The organism is Amycolatopsis sp. NBC_01488, from assembly GCF_036227105.1.
Lineage (GTDB): Bacteria > Actinomycetota > Actinomycetes > Mycobacteriales > Pseudonocardiaceae > Amycolatopsis.
This window is the reverse complement of the sequence record NZ_CP109434.1, coordinates 1,357,470-1,378,293: the sequence shown is the minus strand read 5'-3', so window position 1 is coordinate 1,378,293 and position 20,824 is coordinate 1,357,470. Positions and strand designations below refer to the sequence as shown.

Genomic DNA, 20,824 nt, shown 5'->3' with positions numbered 1-20,824 from the left:
CCTCCCCCGTCACCCCCGGTAATGGTAGGGGAACGCGGCCGTATTCTCACCCACCCATTCGGCGAACGTCCGCGGCGGCCGGCCGAGCAGGCGCTCGACGGTGTCGAAGACGACGTGTTCGCGCTCGGCGGACTCCCGCTTCAGCGCGAAGAACCCGTCGACGGCCTCGGCGGGCCAGCCGTACTTCCGCATCATGCGGTCACGCGCGGCGCTCAGCGGCTCTTCGACGTACTTCACGGGACGGCCGAGGGCCTCGGCGAGGATCTCGACCTGCTGTTCGGTGGTGAGGGCTTCGCCGCCGGTGAGCTCGTAGGTCGCGCCTTCATGGCCGGACGTCGTGAGGGTGAGCGTCGCGACCGCGGCGATGTCCCGGACGTGGACCAGTGCGGAGGCCGGATCGCCCTCGGGCACGTACACGGCGTTCTCGTCGCGGATCGAGTCGCGCCAGGCGAACCGGTTGTCCATGAACGCGCCGGGCCGCAGGATCGTCCACGCCGGTCCGGCTTCGCGGACCGCCTGCTCGGCTTCGGCGTGGGCGCGGGTGATCGGATCCGTCTGTCCGAAGTGGACACCCGTGGTGGACAGCTTGACGAGGTGGGTGACGCCCACCCGGGCGGCGGCGTGCGCAACCGCCGTCTCCCGGTCGGCGCTGTGACCCTGGGTCAGCACGAACACGCGCTCCGCGCCGTCGAGCAGCGCGGGCAGGTCCGCGGTGTCGAGATCGGCGTGGACGACTTCGGCGCGCGGGTCGATGCGGGCCCGGGCCGGATCGCGGGTCAGGGCGCGGACGGCGGCGCCGGCGTCGAGCAGGGCGGGGACGAGGGCGCGGCCGACCTTGCCGGTGGCGCCGAGGACGAAGATCATCGTGGTTCTCCTGTGGTGGAGCGGCCTGTGGTGGGGGAGTGCGAACGCCGTGCCGAGGGCGAGCGCGAGCGCTGTTGGGCGCGTTTCAGCACGGTCGTGATCAAGAAGGTCCCCCGGACGGCGTCCTTGCGAAGGAACGCCGGTGCACATGACTGTAGACAACTACATGTCAAAGGACAAGTAGTTTGGGAGACGGTCAGTGCAGGCGGGTCACGTCGCCGTTGTCCCGGCGGCGCTCGCCCAGCTCGTCCGGGAAGACCCACTTCTTGAAGCCCCAGAAGCGGAAGAACATCGCCAGCAGCATGCCGATGATCGACCCGCTCGCGAAGTCCGCGACCTCCTGCACCAGCCGCGTCACGTGCGGGACTTCCAGGTGCAGCACGTACCGCGAGACGTACAGCGGGATCAGGTTGACCACGACCGCGACGCCGCTGATCACGAAGAACAGCGCGGCCTCGTGGTGGCGCTCGCGACCGCCGCGGGTGCGGAACGACCACTCGCGGTTCAGGATGTACGACACGATCGTCGCGACGATGATCGCGATCGCCTTCGCCGTGGTGGGCTTCGACTCCAGCACCGACAGCTTCAGGAAGTACCAGACGCCGTTGTCGACCACGAACGTCGTGCCGCCCACGATCGCGAACTTCAGCAGCTCCCGGTGCTTGATCAGCACCGAACGCAGTGGTTCCGGCGTGCGCTTGAGCACGGTTTCCACAACGGTCACACCACGCAGTCTAGGAGCACACCGCGTTGACCTGTGGCTCAGGCAGCCTTGCGGTCCTGAATGTCCGGATCGTCCGCGACCTGGACCACGCCGCGGGCGTCCTCGTCCGGAAAGACCCACTTCTTGAACGCCCACCAGCGGAACACCGTGCCGAGCAGGGTCCCGATGATGATGCCGCTGACGAAGTCGGCCACCTCGACGCCGAACGGCGAGAGCCGCGGCGCCTGCAGGTCGAGCACGTACCGCGAGAACCACTGCGGCAGCGCGTTCAGGCCCAGCGCGATGCCGCTGATCAGGAAGAACAACGCGGCTTCGTGTGCCCGCTCCCGGCCGCCGCGGGTGCGGAACGACCACTCGCGGTTGGCGACGTAGGAAAAGATCGTCGCGACCAGGACGCCGACGATCAGCGCCGTGACCGGGTGGGTCCGCAGCACGGTGAACTTCAGGCCGTAGTTGACGGACATCGTGATCACGAAGCTGATCCCGCCGACGACGGCGAAGCGGAGGAGCTCGCGATGCTTCTTCAGCAGCTCGCGCACCGCGCGGACGCTACCCGGTCAGCCAGCCGAATCCCTTCTCGGGGGTGGCGGTCGGCCGCTGGTCGCCCGGCTTGCCGGTCGGTCGCGGCGGCGCGCTCGTCGTGGTCGTCGACGTCGGGGGCTCGGTCGTCGGCTCGGTCTCCGACGTCGTCGCCGGCGGGGTGGACGACGGCTTCGACGGCTTGGTCGGGGTCGGCTTCGACGGCGTCGTGGTCGACGGGGTCGTCGTCGGCAGCGGGTCCTTCCCGCACCAGTGGTGGTAGCAGCCGAAGTCGATCGTCACCGGCTCCGCCGACGCCTTGCCGAGCTTCGCGGCGATCGTCACGCGCCCGTCGTCGGGACGGCCCTTCAGCCGCACCCACAGGTTGACGTGCTGGCCGGGCGCCACCGCGCTCGTCGTCGTGCAGGTCGCGCCTTCGCCGGACGACGTGCACGGGAAGCCGCGCAGGCTCCACCACTGCCACAGCGGGTGGTCGAAGGTGACCGTGACCGGCTTGGTCGTCTCGCCGGTGTTGCGGACCCGCACGTAGACCAGGGGGTTGCGGGTCCACGGGAACGCCGAGAGGCCGTCGCCCTGCGCTTCGAGGACCACCGCGTCCGGCGGCTGCTTCACGGTGACCTTGACGCTCACCGCGACGTTGATCCGCACGCCCGCGGTGACCGACCCGGTGACCGTGCCGCCCTCGGCGTCGTCGTCGGCCCGGAGGTGGAAGTTCAGCGTCGCGCTCTGGCCGGGCTGCAGGCCGCTGCCGGTCTTGCAGGTCACCGTGCCGTCGCCGCCCGGGCAGTTCACCGAGATCGGGCCGCCGTCCTGCGCGAACGCCATCGGCGCGCCGCCACCGCCGGCGTCGATCGCGTGCACGCCCGGAGGCAGGTTCAGCGCGACCGCCACCGGCTCGGACAGCGTTCCGCCGTCGTTGCGCACGGTGATGGGCAGGTTCGTCGCGGCGCCGGGGCTGAGCTCGACGCCGTCCGGCGGGGTGGTCGCGGACATCGACGGCGGCGCGGGCACGGGAGCGGGCGGTGCCGGCGGCGCGGGCGGCGCGACCGGCGGCGGCGCGGGCACGACGGGCGGGGCCGGCGGCGCGGGCGGAGCAGGTGGCTGCGCCGGGGCGGACGGGGCCGGTGGCGGCGGCTTCGGTGCCGGCGGGTTGACCGGCTGGACCGCGGGCGGCGGCTGCTGGGCCGCGACGGGAATCTCCTGCGTCCCGCCGCCGGCCGTGAGCGCGATGACGACGGCCGCGACGACCGCCGCGCCGGAAGCGGCGACCCCGGCGAACTGGCGGGGGCCCGCGGCGGCGGCTCCCGCGGCCGCGCCGGCCTTGCCCCCGGCCGCGGCACCCGCGGCGGCGGCACCGGCGGCCGCCGCGGTGGCCGCGCTCGCCTTGGCCGCGCCGATCGTGGCGAGGTAGCCGAGCGCCGCGCCGCCCAGGACGATCGGGGCGATGATCGCGCGCAGGCCGCCGTTGACGTCGGCGAGCTCCGCGGCCAGCGCCCGGCAGTTCTCGCACTCGTCGAGGTGGTTCTCGACCTGGGAGCGTTCGCGCTTGGACAGGCCGTCCCGTGTCCACGCGCCGAGCCGCTCGGCGCAGGCGCGGCAGCGTTCCTCGGCGTTCTCCTGCAGGTGGACCTGCAGGTACGCCTGACGCAGCCCTTCGCGGGCGCGGTAGGCGAGCGCCGAGACGCCGTTCGCGGTCAGGCCGAGCAGCGGCGCGACCTCGGCCGGGCTCTGCTGCTCGATCTCGGTGTGCCAGAGCACCGCCTGCCAGCGTTCGGGCAGCCGCGCGAACGCCTTGGCGGCCATCGTCCGCTCGAGCCCGGCGACGGCGGTGTCGGAGAACGGCACGGTCAGCGCTTCGGCGGAGACGTCGGTCATGTCCTCGTTGAGGTCGACCCGGCGTTCCTTGCGCGTGCGGTCGTACGCGGTGTGACGCAGCGCAGTCAGCAGGTACGCCCGGAAGGCGGTGTCCGGCCCCTTGCCGCCACGCAGTGTGTCCAGCACCTTCGAGAACGCCTCGGACACGAGGTCGTCGGCTTCCGAGCTCGACCGGGCCAGCTGACGAGCGAGGTTGTGCGCCGCGCCGGTGTGGCGTTCGTAAAGCGGCCCGTACGACTCGATCTTCCCGGCGCGGACCTCGGCGATCAGCTCGGCGTCACTCTTTCCGCTGAGATCGGCGGGAATGGTGGACACGGCACTCCTCGGTCGGTTAAGGCCAGGACCTGCCATTACAGGCGGGTCCGCGGCGCGAGACAAGTGTGACTGACCCACCCCGGGCCGTCACGTCGTGGTCGGGGTGTTGACTCCGACGGCGCAGCAAAATCACCCGGCCCCGGGTCGCGCCGTGGAAAAGCTCCTCAACAAAACTCGCGAGTACGCGTCACGGGGTCCGGCGAGGCACGTCCTCACCGTGAAGCACCAAGCAAGATCGACACGGACCGGACGAAAGGGGCAGGTGGCCAGTGGACGTTCCGGCTACGCGCTCCGGCCCCGGTGACGCCCCGCTCGCGGACCGCGCCCTGCGCACGTTGCGTGCCCGCTGGCGCACCGCCAGCCTCGCCGCGGGCTGGCGGTTCCCGAGCGACTGGGCCCTGCCCGAGGTGGACGCCGTCTGCGCGGCGGTGATGGCGAAGGGCCGCGTCGAAGCCGCCGAGACGGCGCTGGCCGGGCTGGCGCGCGCCCGGGCGGCGGCCGGCGCGGGGCTCGCCGAGACCCTCGCCGACCTGGCCGCGCTGCACGCGGTGCTCGACCACGGCACCGACGGGTTCGTCTCGCCGGACGTGGACGCGACGCCGGCGCGGCTGCTCCGGAACACTGCGCTGGCCTGGGCCGACGTCGCCACCGACCAGCTCGTGCACACCGAGGTCACCGACCCGCTGACCGGCCTGCCCTCGGCCGCCTACCTGCGCACCCGGCTCGTCGAGGTCTACCGGGCCGCCGCCGCGCGCGAGCGGCCGGCCGCGGAGGACCACGTGCTGCTGGTCGTCTCGCTCGACCTCGCCGCGGTCACCGGATTCCCGCGGCTGACCGGGATGATCCTGGTCGCGGACGCGCTGCGGGCGGTCTTCGACAGCGGGCAGAGCGTCGCTTCGCTGGGGCCGTCCGTCGTCGCCGCCCTGGTCCCGAAGGACGAGAAGGTCGCTTCGCACGGCGTCGCGCTGCGAAGGGCGTTGCACGAGCGGCTTTCGGTCGATTCGCAGCTGGCGGACGCCGGGCGGCCCCGGGTGTCCGCCGTGCGCCTGCCCGCCACCCACGAATTGGCCTGCGACCTGCTGGCCCGCCTCGCGAGGGGGTAAACGCGTGAAAAGTCCGGTTCCGCCCGGACCCTTCTGACCTGGATCGGGCCGGTCATGATTTCCTGGTGAGGTGACCCGGACCGTATCCACCGACATCGACGGCCCGATCGCGGCCAGATCCCCGCACCGGCTGGCCCTGCGCAAGTCACTCGCCCGGCTGTCCGTCCGTCCGCGGTCCATCCTGATCCTCGCGGTGATCCCGCTGGTCGCGATCGGGTACGGCATCTACGGCTGGCAGCACGACTGGGTGCTCGGCGTCGACAGCGCGGTCTACCGGGCCGGTGCGCTGACGCTGCTGCACGGCGATTCGCTCTACGACTCCAACACGCTCGCGCCCGAACCGTGGTGGGCGCTGCTGCCGTTCACCTACCCGCCGACGGCGGCGCTGATCTTCGTGCCGCTCGCCGCGTTCCCGACGCAGATCTCGTGGGGCCTGATCACCGCCGTGTCGCTGGCGGCGATGGCACTGTCGATCCGGACCGCGATCGGCGCGCTGCCCCGCCCGGCCGACGACGGGCCGCGCTGGTGGGCCTCGCCCGCCCGTTCGACCATCGTGTTCTTCCTGGTCTTCCTCGCTCTCGAACCGGTGTGGCGGACGATCTTCCTCGGCCAGATCAACCTGATCCTGATGGCCATGATCCTGCTGGACATGCTGGTCATCGGCGCGCGCGGCAGCCGGTGGGGCGGCGTGCTGGTCGGCGTCGCGGCGGCGATCAAGCTGACGCCGCTGGTGTTCCTGGGGCACCTGTTCATCACCGGCCGCCGCAAGGACGCGCTGCGCGGGCTCGCGACGTTCGTCGTGCTCCAGGGCGTGATGTTCCTGATCAACGCCCACGACGCCGCCAAGTACTGGACCATCACGCTGCCGGACACCGGGCGGATCGGGCCGGTGCACTGGGCGGGCAACCAGTCGCTGAACGCGCTGATGAACCGGGCCACCGACCTAGCGCCGTGGGCGTCGAAGGCGGCGATGGGCATCGGGTTCCTGCTCGCGATCCCGGCGCTGTGGCTGCTGATCCGCTTCCACCGCAAGGGCCAGGCGCTGGCCGCGTTGCTCGTCACGGCGTTCTGGACGCTGCTGATCTCGCCGATTTCCTGGACGCACCACTGGGTCTGGGTGGTCCCGCTGATCGTGCTGCTGGTGTCGCGGCTGCCGAAGACGACCCCGGCGACGGCGTGGAAGCGCTGGGCCGGGACGTTCCTGGTGGCCTTCGTGTTCGTCAGCTGCGTGCTGCTGATCCTGCCGAACGGCCGCAACGTCGAGCTGCACTGGAAGGTGTGGCAGAACATCCTGGGGGACGCCTACATCCTGATGCCGGTGGTGCTGGCCGCGGCGCTGATCCTGCGCTGGGGCCTGCAGCGGCGGACCCGGAAGAAGGCCGCTCCGGACGAGCATGTCGACGTCGCGTCCGGCGTCTGAGGCGCGCACCGGCCGGTTCGCCGCCGGGGGGATCGCGCTGCTGGTGCTCGGTTTCGGTGTGGTCGGCTGGCTGGCCGGGTGGCACCTTGGCGCGGACAGCGCCGTGTACCGCGCCGGTGCGTTGACGCTGCTGCACGGCGATCCGCTCTACACGCGGGACGTGCTGACCGCCCTGCCGGACTGGGTGCGGCTGCCGTTCACCTACACGCCGGCCGCCGCGCCGCTGTTCCTGCCGCTCGCGCTGGTGCCGTCCGGGCTCGTGTGGGGCGTGATCGCGGTTTTGTCGGTGGTCGCCGTTATGGTCGTCATCACGGTGGTTTCGTCGTCGCCGGGGCGCTCGCTTTCGTGGTGGGCGCTGCCGGCGGGAACAGCCATCGCGCTGGCGCTGGAACCGGTGTGGAAGACGCTGTTCCTGGGTCAGATCAACTTGATACTGATGGCGTTCGTGGTGCTGGACGTCCTGGTGTTGTCGGCCAGGGGGTCGCGGTTCGCGGGGGTGCTGATCGGCGTGGCGGCGGCGATCAAGCTGACCCCGCTGATCTTCGTGCCGCACCTGTTCGTTACGGGAAGGTGGAAGGACGGGCTGCGGGCCCTGGGCACGTTCGTGGTGCTCGAAGCGGTGATGTTCGCGGTCATCCCGGTCGACGCGGCGCGGTTCTGGCGGGATTCGGCGACCGATCCGAGCCGGGTCGGGTCGGTGCACTGGATCTTCAACCAGTCGCTCAACGGGCTGGTCAACCGGGCCACCCACCTCGCGCCCTGGTCGCTGGCGGTGGCGGTCGGAGTGGCGGCGGTGCTCGCCGTGCCCGCGGTGTGGCTGGTCGTGCGGCTGCACCGGCGTGGGGAAGACGCGGGCGCGCTGCTCGTCACGGCGTTCTACGGGCTGCTGCTGTCGCCGGTGTCGTGGTCGCACCACTGGGTCTGGTGCGTGCCCTTGCTCACCCTGCTGGTCGTGAAGGCGCGGTGGTGGGCCGCGGCGGCGGTCGCGCTGCTGTTCGCCTCGCAGATCGTGATGCTGGTGCCCAACGGCGGCGACACGGAGTTCGGCTGGGGCCTGGGCTGGTCGGTACTGGGCAACCTCTACGTGCTCGCGGCGGCGGCCGGGATCCTCGGCCTCGCGGCGCGTGAGGTTCGCCTGGTCCGGCGGTCACCGCAGGTCGTCACCGTCTAGTCTGGGCGCGCTATGGACAAACACACCGGTCTGCCCGTCGTGGGCATGGTGGGCGGCGGCCAGCTGGCCCGGATGACCCACCAGGCGGCGATCTCCCTCGGCCAGTCCCTGCGCGTGCTCGCCGCGGGGGAGAACGAAGCCGCGGGGCTCGTCGCGGGCGACGTCACGCTCGGCCACCACACCGACCTCGACGCGCTGCGGAAGTTCGCGGCGTCGGTCGACGTGCTCACGTTCGACCACGAGCACGTGCCGGGCGAGCACCTGCTGACGCTGGCGATGGAGGGCTTCGTCATCCGGCCGGCGCCGTCGGCGCTGGGCTTCGCGCAGAACAAGCTGGTGATGCGCGAGATGATGGCCGGCCTCGGCGTGCCGGGCCCGGCCTTCGCCGAAGTGTCCACTGTGGACGACGTGGTGAAGTTCGGCGGCGAGCACGGCTGGCCGGTGGTGCTCAAGGCGTCGAGCGGCGGGTACGACGGCCGCGGCGTCTGGATGCTGGACACCGCGCAGCACGCCCGCGAGACCGTGCCGGAACTGCTCGAAGCGGGCACCCCGCTGCTGGTCGAGGAGAAGGTGGCGATGCGGCGGGAGCTGGCCGCGCTCGTCGCCCGCTCGCCCTTCGGCCAGGGCGCGGCGTATCCGGTGGTCGAGACCGTGCAGGCCGGCGGCATCAACACCGAGGTCCTCGCCCCGGCGCCGGGGCTGTCCCCGGACCGGGTGCACGAGGCCCAGGACCTGGCGTTGCGGGTCGCGTCGACGCTGGACGTCACCGGGCTGCTCGCGGTCGAGCTGTTCGAGACGGACACCGGGCTGCTGGTGAACGAGCTGGCGATGCGCCCGCACAACTCCGGGCACTGGACCATGGACGGCGCACGCACGTCGCAGTTCGAGCAGCACCTGCGCGCGGTGCTGGACTACCCGCTGGGCCGGACGGACCTGGTCGCGCCGGCGTGCGTGATGGCGAACGTGCTGGGCGCGCCGGAGCTGCCCGAAATGGGGCCGGACGAGCGGCTGCACCACCTGTTCGCGCGGTACCCGGAGGTGCGCGTGCACCTCTACGGCAAGCAGGAGCGGCCGGGCCGCAAGCTCGGGCACGTCAACTTCACCGGCGACCGGATGGACGACCTGCGCAACCGCGCGCTGCTGTCGGCGCACTGGCTGTCCCACGCCGTCTGGCTCGACGGCTACGAAATCCACTAGGAGATCAGCTATGGCGCCGCAGGTGGGCGTGATCATGGGCAGCGACTCGGACTGGCCGACCCTCGAGGCGGCCGGTGCGGCGCTGGACGAGTTCGGCGTCGAGTACGAGGTCGGCGTCTACTCGGCGCACCGCACCCCGCAGCGCATGCTGGACTACGCGACATCGGCGGTGGCGCGCGGCCTCCGCGTGATCATCGCGGGCGCGGGTGGCGCGGCCCACCTGCCGGGCATGGTCGCGTCGGCGACGGTGCTGCCGGTGATCGGCGTGCCGGTCCCGCTGAAGTACCTGGACGGCCTGGACTCGCTGCTCTCGATCGTCCAGATGCCGGCGGGCGTCCCGGTGGCCACCGTCTCGGTGGGCGGCGCGCGCAACGCGGGCCTGCTGGCGGTCCGCATCCTGGCGGCGTCGGACGAGGGCCTGCGCTCGAAGATGGCGGAGTTCCAGCGCGATCTCGAGAAGCTGGTCCTCGACAAGGACGCGGCCCTGCGCGCGAAGACCGGCCACTAGCGGTCACCACGGCACGGTCTGGCCTTCGCGGTCGAGGAACTCGAGGCCGGGCTTGCCGCGCTTGGCCAGCAGGACGTCCACGATCCGGGGCACCGTCTCCTCGAGGGTGAACGGCGCCTGGTCGCCGCCGAGGGCCGTGCGGATCCAGCCGGGGGCCATGAGCAGGAGAGCCCGGTCGGCCTGCCGGGCCGCGTAGCTGCGCATGAACATGTTCAGCGCCGCCTTACTGCCCCGGTAGACCTCGCGCGAGCCGGCCGTGTTGTTCGTGATGCTGCCCTGCCCGGAGGACATCGCGCCGATCAGCCCGTCCGCCGGCACGAGGTCGGCGAGCGCTTCGATCAGGCGCATCGGGCTGAGCGCGTTGGTGACCATGACGTCGACGAAGTCGGCCGTCGGCACCTCGCCGATCGGCGTCGCCGGGTTGTTCGTGGTGCCGGCGTTGACGAAGAGCACGTCGAGGCGGCGGCCGGCGAGCCGTTCGCGCAGGGGCGGCAGCTGGTCGGGCTCGGTGATGTCGAGGTGCTCGACCTCGACGCGTCCGTCGGAGGCGTCCGCCAGGTCGTGCAGCGGCGTCCGGGCGGCCGGGTCGCGGACCGTGCCGAGCACGTGCCAGCCGCGGGCGGAGAGTTCGGTGGCGATCGCGTGTCCGAGTCCTCGCGAGGCCCCGACGACGAGGGCGGTCTGCATGGTTGTTCCCTTCGGCCGGTTACGCCCCGAGTCTGTCCGCGCGACCGCTGATCGCGCTCGTCGTGGAGGCTGGTTTGTAGGATTGCTTCGATGAGAGGAGCAGTGATGGCGGAATCCGTCACTCCGCAGCCTGACGATGTGCGTCTCATCCGCGCGCTTCAGGTCGCTCCGCGGGCTTCGTTCGCGTCGATCGCGGCTGCGCTCGGCGTCACCGAAAACGCGGTCGGCCGACGCTACCGGCGGCTTCGTGCCGAGGGTGTCCTGCGCGTCGCCGGCATCGTCGACCCGGGGGCGTTGGGCCAGAGCAAGTGGCTGGTGCGGCTGCGGTGCCGTCCCGGGAGCGTCGCGGCGATCGCCGACGCCCTCGCGAAGCGCGACGACGTCAGCTGGGTGGGGCTCTGCGCCGGGGGCTCCGAGATCGGGTTCGCGATCCGGTCCCGGACCCGGGAACAGCGGGACGACCTGCTCGGGGAGCAGCTGCCGCGGACCGCGGCCGTCCTCGACATCCACGCGTCCGCGATGCTGCGCCAGTTCGTCGGCGGCCGCGGGCACTACTGGGCCGCGCTGCGGGGCACGCTGACCCCCGAGCAGGAGGCGATGCTCGGAAGCGAGGGCGCACCGTTCACGGAGGCCCCGGTCGTGGCCCGCGAGCCGATGCGCCTGACCGCCGAGGACGAGAAGCTGCTCGACGTCCTCGCCGAAGACGGCCGCGCCACGCTGGTCGACCTCGCCGCGGCGGCGGACCTGACCCCCGGCCGCGCCTCCCGCCGGTTGGAGACGCTGCTGGAGCGGCGCGTCGTGCACATCGACGTCGAGATCGCGGCCGCGGCGCTGGGCTACCACGCGCGGGCGAACCTCTACCTGCGCGTGCACCCGTCGGCGGTCAAGGACGTCGGGCGCGCGCTTGCGCGGGAGCCCGAGATCGCCTTCGCCGCAGCGGTTTCCGGGCCGCACAACGTCCACGCCGTCGCGCACTGCCGGGACCTCGACGAACTGTTCGAGTTCACGTCGGACCGGATCGGCTCCCTGCCCGGGCTGCAGAGCATGGAGGTCTCCCCGCTGCTCAAGCACGTCAAGCAGGCCGGCACGCTCCTGTCCGGCGACCGGCTAGCCGGGCAGCTCGCCGATCAGCTGCTGCCGTAGCTGCCGCTTGAGCACCTTCCCGGCGGCGGACACCGGGATCTGCTCGACGACGTGGACCTCCCGCAACCGCTTGTAGGGCAGTACTTTCTCGTTGACCGCGGCCATCAGCTCGTCGGCGTCCAGCGAACCGCGCGGCACCACGAAGGCGACCGGCAGCTCGCCGACCTCGACGTCGGGCCGCCCCACCACGGCCGCCGCCGCGACGCCGGGCATCGTGATCAGCAGTTCCTCCAGCTCGCGCGGGAAGACGTTGTACCCCTTGTACAGCAGCATGTCCTTCTTGCGGTCCACAATGGACAGATAGCCGTCCGCGTCGAGGATGCCGACGTCGCCGGTGTGGAGCCAGCCGTCGACCAGTGCGGCCGCCGTCTCCTCGGGGCGGTTGCGGTAGCCGAGCATGATCTGCGGTCCGCGCAGGCAGACCTCGCCCTTCTCGCCCGCCGGGAGCGGGTCCTCGCCGCCTTCGGCCGGGACGACCTTGACCTCGGTGTCGAAGATCGGCACGCCCACCGAGCCGACCTTGCGGATGCCCGAGGCGTACGTCGGCGAGATCACCGCGCCCATCGTCGCCTCGGTGAGGCCGTACCCCTCGCTGACCACCACGCCCGGGAACCGCTCGCGCAGCGCGTTGATCATCGCGTGGTTCATCGGCGCGGCCCCTGAGCCGATCGAGCGCACCGACGAGAGGTCCGCGGTGTGGAACGACGGCGTCGCGAGCAGGGCGGCGAACAGCGCGGGCGCGCCGCCGATGCCGGTGATGCGCAGCCGTTCGGCGTCGGCGACGTAGGCCGGCGGGTCGAAGCGGGAGTGCAGGACGATCGTGGTGCCGGCGATGACCGCCGCGTTCATACCGCCGATGATGCCCATCGCGTGGAACCACGGCGTCAGGTTGATCGCGATGCCGGTGCCCAGGCGCGTCGGCCACTCGTCCTCGCTGCCGATCTGGTCGAGGGTGACGTCGCCTCGGGCATCGAGTGCCGGCACTGAGCCGCTGCCCCAGCACGCGTGCTGCAAGGTGTTGACCACGACGTTGCGGTGCGAGAGCCGCACGCCCTTCGAGCGGCCGGTGGTGCCGCCGGTGTAGGCGAGGTGCGCGAGGTCCTCGTGCAGCGACAGCTCGACCTCGGGGCGCGTCTCCGGCTGTCCGGCCTGGAAGGCATCGAACTCGAAGCCGCCGTCGGGCAGGTCGCCGGTCGGGCCGACGACGACGGTGAGCCGCGCCGGGATCCGGTCGGCGACGCTCGCGAGCGCGCCCGCGACCGGACCGAACGTCACGACCGCGGCGGCCTCGCAGTCGGTGAGCTGGAAGGCGAGGTCGTCCGGCGGGAGCAGCGGGTTGGCCGGGCTGAAGGTCGCCCCGGCCAGCAGCGTCCCGTAGTAGGCGACCGGGAAGGCCAGGCAGTTCGGCAGGTGCAGCGCCACGACGTCACCGCGGCCGATGCCGTGGGCGCGCAGGGCGTTGGCGAACCGGCACGCGGCGCGCCAGGTCTCGGTGAAGGTGATGCTGCGGCCGTCGTGGGCGAAGGCGGTCCGGTCGCCCCAGCGCGCGGCGCCGGCCGCGAGGAGCGAACCGACCGGGACTTCGGGGTAGTCGAGGGAGACGGGCAGACCGGGCGGCGTCGTCGGCGCGGTGAGCGGCATCACTCGACCTTACGAATTCTGCGGTCCGCGACACAAGGACGCGGCCCCTCGGTGAACGAGCGCTAACATCGACAGGACTCTCCCGACGTCGTAGAGAAGGTGACCGGAAGTGACCGATGGCCTGTACCAGCTTGCCGAGGAGCACGAGGAGCTGCGGGCCGCGGTCCGGGCCCTGGCCGAGAAGGAGATCGCGCCGTACGCGGCCGAGGTCGACGAGAACGAGCGCTACCCGATCGAGGCGTACAACGCGCTGGTCAAGTCCGGGTTCAACGCCGTCCACATCGGCGAGGAGTACGACGGCCAGGGCGCGGACGCCGTCGGCGCCTGCATCGTGATCGAAGAGGTCGCCCGGGTCGACGCGTCGGCGTCGCTGATCCCGGCGGTGAACAAGCTCGGCACGCAGCCGATCATCCTGTCCGGCTCGGAGAGCGTGAAGAAGCTGGTGCTGCCGTCGATCGCCTCGGGTGAGGCTTCGGCGTCGTACGCGCTTTCGGAGCGCGAGGCCGGCTCGGACACGGCGTCGATGCGCGCCCGCGCCCGCCTCGACGGTGACCACTGGGTGCTCAACGGCACCAAGTGCTGGATCACCAACGCGGGCGAGTCGTCCTGGTACACGGTGATGGTCGTGACCGACCCGGACGCGGAGAAGAAGGCCAACGGCATCTCGGCGTTCGTCGTGCACAAGGACGACCCGGGCTTCTCGGTGGGGCCGAAGGAGAAGAAGCTCGGCATCAAGGGCTCCCCGACGCGCGAGATCTACTTCGAGAACTGCACGATCCCCGAGGACCGCATCATCGGCGAGCCGGGCACGGGCCTGAAGACGGCACTGCGCACGCTGGACCACACCCGCCCGACGATCGGCGCGCAGGCGCTGGGCATCGCCCAGGGCGCCCTCGACGCGGCGATCGCGTACGTCAAGGACCGCAAGCAGTTCGGCAAGTCGATCGCCGAGTTCCAGGGCGTCCAGTTCATGCTGGCCGACATGGGCACGAAGATCGAAGCGGCCCGCCACCTGGTGTACGCCTCCGCGGCGGCTTCGGAGCGCGGTGACAAGCGCGCGGGCTTCATGGCCTCGGCGGCGAAGACGTACGCGTCCGACATCGCCATGGAGGTGACGACGGACGCGGTCCAGCTGTTCGGCGGCGCCGGTTACACGCGGGACTTCCCGGTGGAGCGGATGATGCGGGACGCGAAGATCACGCAGATTTACGAAGGCACCAACCAGATCCAGAAGGTCGTCATGGCCCGCGCCCTGCTCAAGGGCTAGATCGATCTTGATCCGGTAGTTCGGGTGGTCCTGGTGGTTCATGATCAGGCCGCCTCCAGGCCGTCATCGGCACTAGGCCGCCCGAACACCGCGTTGACTGTCCGCCCCGGCGAGAAGCACTCGCGCTACTGGATATGGCGATATATCGCCATGGGGATGATGGTCATTCCTGGATGCTGCGGAACATTTAGGAAGCCGAGGCGACCTAGCTCGGAAAGCATCTTGGTTACTTCCTTTATGAAGTTAGCTCGGCTGAAGCCGGTGGCTTCTTTTGCTCCATCTTGGAATTCGCGAAGTGTCTCGATGGCACTCTTTTGTATTGCACTTACTTCGGCGGGCAGCTGGGTGTAGTGGCCTACGGTGCCTACTACTGTCCAGTCCTGAGGTGTAGTGCCGAACCTTGAACCGATGATTGCAGGGTCCGCCTCCAGGTATCGGCGTTCTCTTTGAAGGCGGGTGTTTGCTGTCATCTGGATGTTGCCGTGGGAGCTAAACGAAACCAGGTTCAATCCGGATGGCAGGATTCCTCTTGTGGTCCTGATTACTGCGCGAAGAAAGTTTGCGGTATACCCAAAGTCTGGGATGAAGTCGTGCAAGACTCTCTCGTGTTCGTCCTCCTCCCCTTTGGGGAATGACGATTCGAGGAAGTTCAAGTCTGCGAGCTCGTCGTTGGGGTCACCTTCTGTTTCCTTCAGGGCGGCCTTTAGTAGCTCGTAGTTAAGCCATTGATACCCGTTTATTGCTGTAGATAAGTTTACTAGAGAGCTGCCTAAGTAGTTGCTATCGAAGAGATATCCAGGCGCGGTGAGTCGAACCAAGGAACCTTCTGGACATTTCTCTCGAATGACCTTGTATGCGGCAATCTCGGTGTCGCTAAATTCGTCGCTGATATCCCGCAGAAGGGTTGCCTCTAGGCTGATTTCAAGATCTGGAAATAAGCTGTCGAGCATGGATCTTTGAATAGTTGATTCCGTGCCGCTTTCTGGACTGAAGGATAGAAACTTTTCCCACCCTATTGCGGTCTTCTTGCTGGCGCGCCGAGAGAAGCTGCGCCCTTCTTCGACGCCTTGATCGAGCTGTCCAGCGAGAGACTTTACTCTATCTACGTCAAGGTATAGATAGTCGCGAAGTGTAATTTCACGTAGCTGATCCTCAAGTGTCATGATCGTAAGTCGGACTTATCTGATCTTCTGTTACGGATTGGGAACTACTCGGCGGTTACGTCGCCTTGTTGGTTGCTTGATCTCGCGAACACCGCGTCAACGGCTTGCCTGGCCCGTTCATGGCTCGACGGGACGAGGTGGGTGTACGTCCGGAGCGTGAAGCCCGCGTCGGCGTGCCCCAGATACTCGGCCAGCTCCTTGATCGAGACCGCCCGGGACAGCAGCGTCGAGGCGTAGAAGTGCCGCAGCGCGTGCATGCCGTCGGCCCGGCCACGGTGGGTGATCTTCGCCTCTCTGAACCCGCCCTGCCAGACGACCTTGGTGAACAGGTCGCCGGTGTACAGGCGGCCGGCCTCGCCCGTGACGAGAAGTCGAACCGTCACCCGATCCCCATCGGGCTTCTTCCACGGGAGTGTGATGGCGGTCGTCGGGAACTGGTCGTCATGGTCGTCGATCTCCGCCAGCATCGCGGGGGAGAGCGGCACCATCCGCGTCTTACCGCCCTTCGGAGGGGCGAACATCATCACGCCCTTGACCGTCTTGATCTGCCGTTGAACGCGGACCACCATCTCCTCTCGATCGATGTCGTCCGGTGAGAAGCCCAGGATCTCACCCTGCCGCAGTCCGAGCCCGGACCCAAGCGGGACGACGACGCGGAACCGTTTGACGAGCCCGGCCCGCACCTTGTGCACGCGATCTTCCGGCCAGACCACCACCTGCGGGCTACTGCCCACCGGTCGCCGAACGGTCTTTGCCTGGCAGGGGTTTTCCCGGATCAGCTTGTCGTCTATCGCCGAGTCGAGGACGCCGGTCACGATGGTGAACAGCACGACTTGATAGTTGGCGCTCAACCGCTTCTCATCCATCAAGCCGAGCCAGTCGCGAATGGTCGACGGCTTGATCTGGCCGAACTTCAGGTGCCCGAACACCGGGTAGATCTGACTTTCGAGACGGCTACGCAGGATCTCCCGCGTCGCCGGGTCCGGTGACTGCGCTTTGAGCCAGTTTTCGGCCTGTTGCAGAAACGTCTTGGACGACGAGCGCGGGTCTATGTACTTGTCCTCACGCTTGTCCGACTCCACCCCGATGAGGAAGTCTTCCGCGCGCTTCTTTGCTTGTCCGGAAAGGACTTTGAGCGCTCCTCGTTGTCCGGGTCGAGGTAGCGCACCTTGTAGCGCAGGCCAATGCCGTACAGCTCGGTCCTTTCGAGCACTGGCTTGCCCCGCTTGTTCAAGAGGACCTTGCCGGTCTCCTTGTCACGAGCGGGGCGGTACCAGCGGTCTTGGATGTGTCCCATCAGGCCGCGACCTCCCCATTGACCCAGGCCTGCACCTTGGCCGGGTCGTAGCGGAGGTGACGCCCGATCTTCCGGACCGGCGGCCCCTCGCCGCGCCACTTCCACTGGTACAGCGTCTTGACCGGGACGCCGAGGTAGGTGGACACGTCGTCAACCGACCAGAGCCGGTCCATGTTGCTGATGTTCATGCGTTCCCCCTGGTCAGGCTGCGAGCTGAGTTGCCGAAGTTTCCGGACCGTCCCCTGGTGGTCCGGCGGCGGCGAGTAGCGCCCGGTCGTACTCGGCCTTCCACGTGATCCGTTCCGCGATGGCGCGCATGACGAGGTGCGGACGGGGCGGGACATGCGGGTCGCCGGGCTCGACCTTGCGCCAGACCAGCCGGGTCGGGTCCGGTTGTGGCTTCTCGATCCCGATCGCCGCCAAGGCCTGCTGAACGAAGGCCTTGCGGTCGGCTTTGTGGTCGTCGACGGTCTTGCCCGACCACTTCCGTGACACGAGCACCCGACGTCCCGGCAGCCCGAGGGTGGTCCGGCGGTGTGCCCGGCCTTTGCAGTGCCCCGGGGTGGTCTTGCTGTTCGCGCCCTTGGGCTGGATCCCGTAGAGGAGCCAGACCGCGCAGCGTGGCGAGCAGGGGGTGACGGACAGTTCGGCGTGCAGCCGGTCGTGGTGATCCCGCAGCCGCGCCGTGTCTGCCTCGACCACTTCGCCGGTGGACTTGGTCAGGTACTTCGTGAGGTAGCCGATGTGGCGGCCGGCCTCTTCGGTGCCGCCGAGGATCCCCTTCGAGTGCACCTGCCGCCCGAACGTGACAACGTGCGCCGGATCCTCGACCTGGTCCACGGCGTCATCCCAGGTGGTCAGCGGCTCCCGGGTGTCCGGGTCGAGGAACATCCGGGTGTCACCGTCCCAGACCGGCAGCCGGTCCACGTAGACCACCTGGTCGTGGTTGGGCCACCAGACCTGGTGATACGTCGCTTCGGTGACCTGGCGGATGACGTCGTGCGGAATGGCCCCGCGGATCGCGGCGTGCAGATGCGGAGCGGTCCGCTTCTGCGGCTCGACGGTGGCGAAGTACTGAGCGTCCCAGCCGACGACCCGGCGCAGGTTCTGCCACCAGCGATCTACCAGTGCGGAGAAGTGCACCGCATCCCGCGCAGCCCGCCGGTAGTCATACCGCGCCGGGTCGACCGGTGAACCGTCACCACGGACCGGCCCGTAGGTGTCGCAGGTCAGCGTGACGAACATGGACGGGCGGAACTTCCCCGCGTACTCCCGCCCGACCGTGGTCTTTGCGACCTTGCGCCGGGGCAGGTTCGGAGCGTCCTGCCGCCGCTTCGTCGACCGCTTCACCGCGCGCTTGGTCGGCACGTCGACGGCAGGCAGGCGACCGCGCATGCCGAGTTGCCGAAGTTCCGCGTCCACCCCGGTGATCTCTACCCGCAGTTCCTCCGCCTCCGCCTGGTCCCGCTCGACCACCTCTCGGTACGCCGCGACCAGATCGGCCCTGTACGTGAGCAGCTCGGTTTGATCCTCGGTCGGTGGCGCGGCGGTGAGGTTGGGTTCCTCGGCCATGTGCCAGCCCTCGCGGCACTGGGCCTGCCGCAGCGCCTTCGCCTTCCGAGCGCACGGCAGGTAGACCGATTCCACGGTGGAGCCGCACGGGACCGGGACGTAGCGGAGTTCGCCGGTCTGGGTGTCGCCGACTTCCATGGTGAACGGGCGGACGCAGACGCTGTGCTTCTCGGCCGTCGCCCGGATCACGTCCGCCGCGAGTGGTGCCCGCATCCGTTCGGCCCGGGTCCCGGCCGGCTGGCTCTGTTGCTGGTCGGTCATCAGGCGGCCACCTCCCCGGAGCGAGTCCATTGCCGAAGCACGAACACAGGCATCTCTTGGTGCGACCCGACGGGCAGGTCCGGGAACACGTCCTCGGAGAAGTCGACCGCGCCGTAGACACGGACCGGGATGCCGCAGGGCATCCGGCCGTTGACGATCAAATGCACCGACGTTCCGGCCGGAGTCCGCCAGACCTGCGCGGACACTTCATCGAGCGTCCCGGCCCAGGTCACCAGCGCCGACGCCACCTGCGGCACCTCACGAACGACATCGAGTTGCACCGTGACCGGCCCCGAGTCGGACGTCACCAGCACCGACGCGACCGGACCGAACGCGTGCAGGTCCAGGTGATCCCGGATCGCGTCGAGGAAGACCATGGTGGTGTTCACGCCGCCACCCCCTCAGTACCGCGCCGCGCGGCCAGGTCAACCACGCCACCATTGGTGACGTAGTGCTCCAGCGCCTTGACCGTCTCGTCGGAGACCCACCCGGCCCGGATGCGCAGCGGTTCGCGGATGCCCTCGCCCCACACGTAGCCGACCCCGGCCTCGGAGTCGCCGATCCGGTTGGCCCACGCGCCCCGCTCATACGCGCCATCACCGAGCACCATCGGAACGTGCGTCTTCGAGGTCACCCGCAAGCACACGCGACGGGTGAACAGCTCCCGCACGGGCACGGTGTCCTTGGTCGGTTCCTGCACATACCCGCGCACGGTGATGCCGAGCGCCCGGCCCTGGGTGGTCAGCAGCGCGACGCGTTCGACGATCTGATCGCGGGTCTTGCGGTCGGTGTACTTCGTCAGGGCGCCGATCTCGTCGAACTCCAGCAGCTCCAGCGGGTGTTCGATGCTGATCGGGACCGTCCGCAGTCGTCCGGCGAACTCGGCTTTGCGCGCCTCCATCGTGCCCACGAGGTCGTCCAGGACCTCGATCGCGTCCTTCCCAGACACCGCATACCGAGCGAAAATCCCGCGCCCGTACGCCAGTTCCATGCCCTTGGGGTCGATCCCGGACATGCGGACCACACCCGAGCGGATCGCCGACGCGGCCGACACCAGCGGGCACCACATCACTGAGTTTTTCCCCGCGCCCGAGGCACCGGCGGTCAAGCAGTGCGCACCGGAACCGGACAGCGGGACACGCCAGTCGTGCCCGTACTCGGTGTGACCGGACCACGCTCGCCGCAGATCCACACCGGTCGCATCGGCCGCCAGGAGATCGGGCACCGGGAGCGAGTGCACAACGTTGCCGAGCAGGTCTCGCCGTTGGAAGTCGATCGACACCACGTTCGGTGCCAGCTCCCGCACCTGGCACCGGGCGACGTTCCGGGCCGAGGCCAGCGCACGAGCGGCGTCGTCGAAGTCCTCCGGCTTCTGGCCGGCCACCAGCTCAACCCGCACCTCATCCCACGACGGACCCGACCGGACACCAAGAACCTTGGGCACCTGCACCCCGGCCTGCCGAGCCGTCGAACGAGCCACCCTCCGGCGACCGACCAGGTTGACCGTCACTTCCACCGGCAACGCGTCATCGCGGACGCTGAGGCCGCAGGCGTGCAGCCAGCCGGGAAGCTTGCGCCCGTACACCGCCCAGCGCGCCCACCAGGAGCGCAGCAGTCGCCCGCACCACTGATCGAACGACACCACGTCGACCAATCGCCACACGCCGAGGATCAGCGCCAGGCCGCCGAGGTTCGCCACGAGCCAAACCCAGCCGATCCAGACGCACCACAGATAGACCGCGACCACAGTCAGGCTGGTCCGCCACCGCGTCACAACTTGCGTCAGCAGCCAGAGTGCCGCTTTGCAGGCCCACCAGAGGGCGACGAACACGATCACCATCGCGGCCAGTGCCTCGACCACCGACGCCAGGGCGCGGCCGATCTTGTGCAGCACCCACACACCGAGTCCCAGCACGGCCAGGGCCACGACGAGAAATCCGGGAGACAGGTTCATCACCGGCCACCCCGCAACACCGCCGAGAGATCCAGCGGCAGCGCACCCAAACACGGCGCGCACTTCGTCTCTCCCGGCAGCAGCCGAGCGAACCGCTTGCATTCCGCGCAGCGCGAGGGGGT

The 20,824-nt window shown here is 69.6% G+C and carries 19 protein-coding genes; 7 read left to right on the top strand and 12 right to left on the bottom strand.

The features are described 5' to 3' along the window. Window positions 1-9 precede the first annotated feature (9 nt). From OG738_RS06400 to OG738_RS06385, 4 genes are all read right to left on the bottom strand, one after another. The gene (locus tag OG738_RS06400; RefSeq protein WP_329052028.1) at window positions 10-864 is read right to left on the bottom strand and encodes an NAD(P)H-binding protein; all 855 of its coding nucleotides are present in this window, start codon (window positions 862-864) and stop codon (window positions 10-12) included. Window positions 865-1,060: 196 nt separating this feature from the next. Then, entirely contained in the window at window positions 1,061-1,588 is a 528-nt protein-coding gene (locus OG738_RS06395; RefSeq protein ID WP_329052027.1) for a GtrA family protein, read from the bottom strand. A gap of 38 nt (window positions 1,589-1,626) precedes the next feature. Then, window positions 1,627-2,127, bottom strand: a complete 501-nt coding sequence (locus OG738_RS06390; protein ID WP_329052026.1) for a GtrA family protein — start codon at window positions 2,125-2,127, stop codon at window positions 1,627-1,629. A gap of 10 nt (window positions 2,128-2,137) precedes the next feature. After that, the gene (locus OG738_RS06385) at window positions 2,138-4,318 is read right to left on the bottom strand and encodes a sigma-70 family RNA polymerase sigma factor (protein WP_329052024.1); all 2,181 of its coding nucleotides are present in this window, start codon (window positions 4,316-4,318) and stop codon (window positions 2,138-2,140) included. 269 nt (window positions 4,319-4,587) lie between these two features. Here OG738_RS06385 and OG738_RS06380 point away from each other — a divergent pair, with 269 nt between their 5' ends. From OG738_RS06380 to purE, 5 genes are all read left to right on the top strand, one after another. Then, window positions 4,588-5,421: a GGDEF domain-containing protein gene (locus OG738_RS06380; protein WP_329052022.1), complete on the top strand. Its 834-nt coding sequence runs from the start codon at window positions 4,588-4,590 to the stop codon at window positions 5,419-5,421. 70 nt (window positions 5,422-5,491) lie between these two features. After that, window positions 5,492-6,841, top strand: coding sequence for a glycosyltransferase 87 family protein (locus tag OG738_RS06375; RefSeq protein ID WP_329052020.1), 1,350 nt, complete (start codon window positions 5,492-5,494; stop codon window positions 6,839-6,841). Next, window positions 6,816-8,012 (top strand): glycosyltransferase 87 family protein, encoded by a 1,197-nt coding sequence (locus OG738_RS06370; RefSeq protein WP_329052018.1) that lies wholly within the window; start codon window positions 6,816-6,818, stop codon window positions 8,010-8,012. Before OG738_RS06375 ends, OG738_RS06370 begins: the two co-directional genes overlap by 26 nt. A 12-nt stretch (window positions 8,013-8,024) precedes the next feature. Further along, window positions 8,025-9,209: a 5-(carboxyamino)imidazole ribonucleotide synthase gene (locus OG738_RS06365; RefSeq protein WP_329052016.1), complete on the top strand. Its 1,185-nt coding sequence runs from the start codon at window positions 8,025-8,027 to the stop codon at window positions 9,207-9,209. 10 nt (window positions 9,210-9,219) lie between these two features. Then, window positions 9,220-9,717 carry a 5-(carboxyamino)imidazole ribonucleotide mutase gene (gene purE, locus OG738_RS06360; RefSeq protein WP_329052014.1) on the top strand — a complete coding sequence of 166 codons (498 nt, stop codon included), beginning with the start codon at window positions 9,220-9,222 and terminating at the stop codon, window positions 9,715-9,717. A gap of 3 nt (window positions 9,718-9,720) precedes the next feature. On the opposite strand, the gene OG738_RS06355 is transcribed toward purE, so the two are convergent. Continuing rightward, window positions 9,721-10,404 (bottom strand): SDR family NAD(P)-dependent oxidoreductase, encoded by a 684-nt coding sequence (locus tag OG738_RS06355; protein WP_329052012.1) that lies wholly within the window; start codon window positions 10,402-10,404, stop codon window positions 9,721-9,723. Window positions 10,405-10,542: 138 nt separating this feature from the next. Between OG738_RS06355 and OG738_RS06350 the strand changes: the two genes are divergently transcribed. Next, on the top strand, window positions 10,543-11,547 hold the full coding sequence (locus OG738_RS06350) for an Lrp/AsnC family transcriptional regulator (RefSeq protein ID WP_329052011.1): 1,005 nt from the start codon (window positions 10,543-10,545) through the stop codon (window positions 11,545-11,547). Here the strand turns inward: OG738_RS06350 and OG738_RS06345 are convergent. Then, window positions 11,512-13,188 carry a class I adenylate-forming enzyme family protein gene (locus tag OG738_RS06345; RefSeq protein ID WP_329052009.1) on the bottom strand — a complete coding sequence of 559 codons (1,677 nt, stop codon included), beginning with the start codon at window positions 13,186-13,188 and terminating at the stop codon, window positions 11,512-11,514. The two genes, OG738_RS06350 and OG738_RS06345, sit on opposite strands and share 36 nt — an antisense overlap. A gap of 109 nt (window positions 13,189-13,297) precedes the next feature. Between OG738_RS06345 and OG738_RS06340 the strand changes: the two genes are divergently transcribed. After that, window positions 13,298-14,455 carry an acyl-CoA dehydrogenase family protein gene (locus OG738_RS06340; protein ID WP_329052008.1) on the top strand — a complete coding sequence of 386 codons (1,158 nt, stop codon included), beginning with the start codon at window positions 13,298-13,300 and terminating at the stop codon, window positions 14,453-14,455. Window positions 14,456-14,580: 125 nt separating this feature from the next. Here OG738_RS06340 and OG738_RS06335 read toward each other — a convergent pair whose 3' ends face one another. The 6 genes from OG738_RS06335 to OG738_RS06310 all read right to left on the bottom strand — a co-directional run bounded on the left by OG738_RS06335 (window position 14,581) and on the right by OG738_RS06310 (window position 20,702). Next, a complete protein-coding gene (locus tag OG738_RS06335) occupies window positions 14,581-15,618 on the bottom strand; it encodes a DUF6414 family protein (protein ID WP_329052007.1) in 1,038 nt (345 codons plus the stop codon). A 44-nt stretch (window positions 15,619-15,662) separates the two neighbouring features. Continuing rightward, window positions 15,663-16,700 (bottom strand): tyrosine-type recombinase/integrase, encoded by a 1,038-nt coding sequence (locus OG738_RS06330; protein ID WP_329052005.1) that lies wholly within the window; start codon window positions 16,698-16,700, stop codon window positions 15,663-15,665. A 214-nt stretch (window positions 16,701-16,914) separates the two neighbouring features. Then, entirely contained in the window at window positions 16,915-17,103 is a 189-nt protein-coding gene (locus OG738_RS06325; protein ID WP_329052003.1) for a helix-turn-helix transcriptional regulator, read from the bottom strand. A 13-nt stretch (window positions 17,104-17,116) separates the two neighbouring features. Continuing rightward, window positions 17,117-18,748 (bottom strand): replication initiator, encoded by a 1,632-nt coding sequence (locus OG738_RS06320; RefSeq protein ID WP_329052001.1) that lies wholly within the window; start codon window positions 18,746-18,748, stop codon window positions 17,117-17,119. Further along, window positions 18,748-19,137, bottom strand: a complete 390-nt coding sequence (locus tag OG738_RS06315; RefSeq protein WP_329051998.1) for a hypothetical protein — start codon at window positions 19,135-19,137, stop codon at window positions 18,748-18,750. The genes OG738_RS06320 and OG738_RS06315 overlap by 1 nt, the downstream gene beginning before the upstream one ends. Further along, window positions 19,134-20,702: an FtsK/SpoIIIE domain-containing protein gene (locus OG738_RS06310; RefSeq protein WP_329056587.1), complete on the bottom strand. Its 1,569-nt coding sequence runs from the start codon at window positions 20,700-20,702 to the stop codon at window positions 19,134-19,136. The genes OG738_RS06315 and OG738_RS06310 overlap by 4 nt, the downstream gene beginning before the upstream one ends. Window positions 20,703-20,824: the final 122 nt, after the last annotated feature.

Excerpts from the sequence above, each read along its gene's own strand:
- OG738_RS06400 (WP_329052028.1), bottom strand. The coding sequence starts at position 864 with ATGATCTTCGTCCTCGGCGCCACCGGCAAGGTCGGCCGCGCCCTCGTC.
- OG738_RS06370 (WP_329052018.1), top strand. The coding sequence starts at position 6,816 with ATGTCGACGTCGCGTCCGGCGTCTGAGGCGCGCACCGGCCGGTTCGCC.
- OG738_RS06365 (WP_329052016.1), top strand. The coding sequence starts at position 8,025 with ATGGACAAACACACCGGTCTGCCCGTCGTGGGCATGGTGGGCGGCGGC.
- purE (WP_329052014.1), top strand. The coding sequence starts at position 9,220 with ATGGCGCCGCAGGTGGGCGTGATCATGGGCAGCGACTCGGACTGGCCG.
- OG738_RS06355 (WP_329052012.1), bottom strand. The coding sequence starts at position 10,404 with ATGCAGACCGCCCTCGTCGTCGGGGCCTCGCGAGGACTCGGACACGCG.
- OG738_RS06345 (WP_329052009.1), bottom strand. The coding sequence starts at position 13,188 with ATGCCGCTCACCGCGCCGACGACGCCGCCCGGTCTGCCCGTCTCCCTC.
- OG738_RS06335 (WP_329052007.1), bottom strand. The coding sequence starts at position 15,618 with ATGACACTTGAGGATCAGCTACGTGAAATTACACTTCGCGACTATCTA.
- OG738_RS06325 (WP_329052003.1), bottom strand. The coding sequence starts at position 17,103 with ATGAACATCAGCAACATGGACCGGCTCTGGTCGGTTGACGACGTGTCC.
- OG738_RS06320 (WP_329052001.1), bottom strand. The coding sequence starts at position 18,748 with ATGACCGACCAGCAACAGAGCCAGCCGGCCGGGACCCGGGCCGAACGG.
- OG738_RS06310 (WP_329056587.1), bottom strand. The coding sequence starts at position 20,702 with ATGAACCTGTCTCCCGGATTTCTCGTCGTGGCCCTGGCCGTGCTGGGA.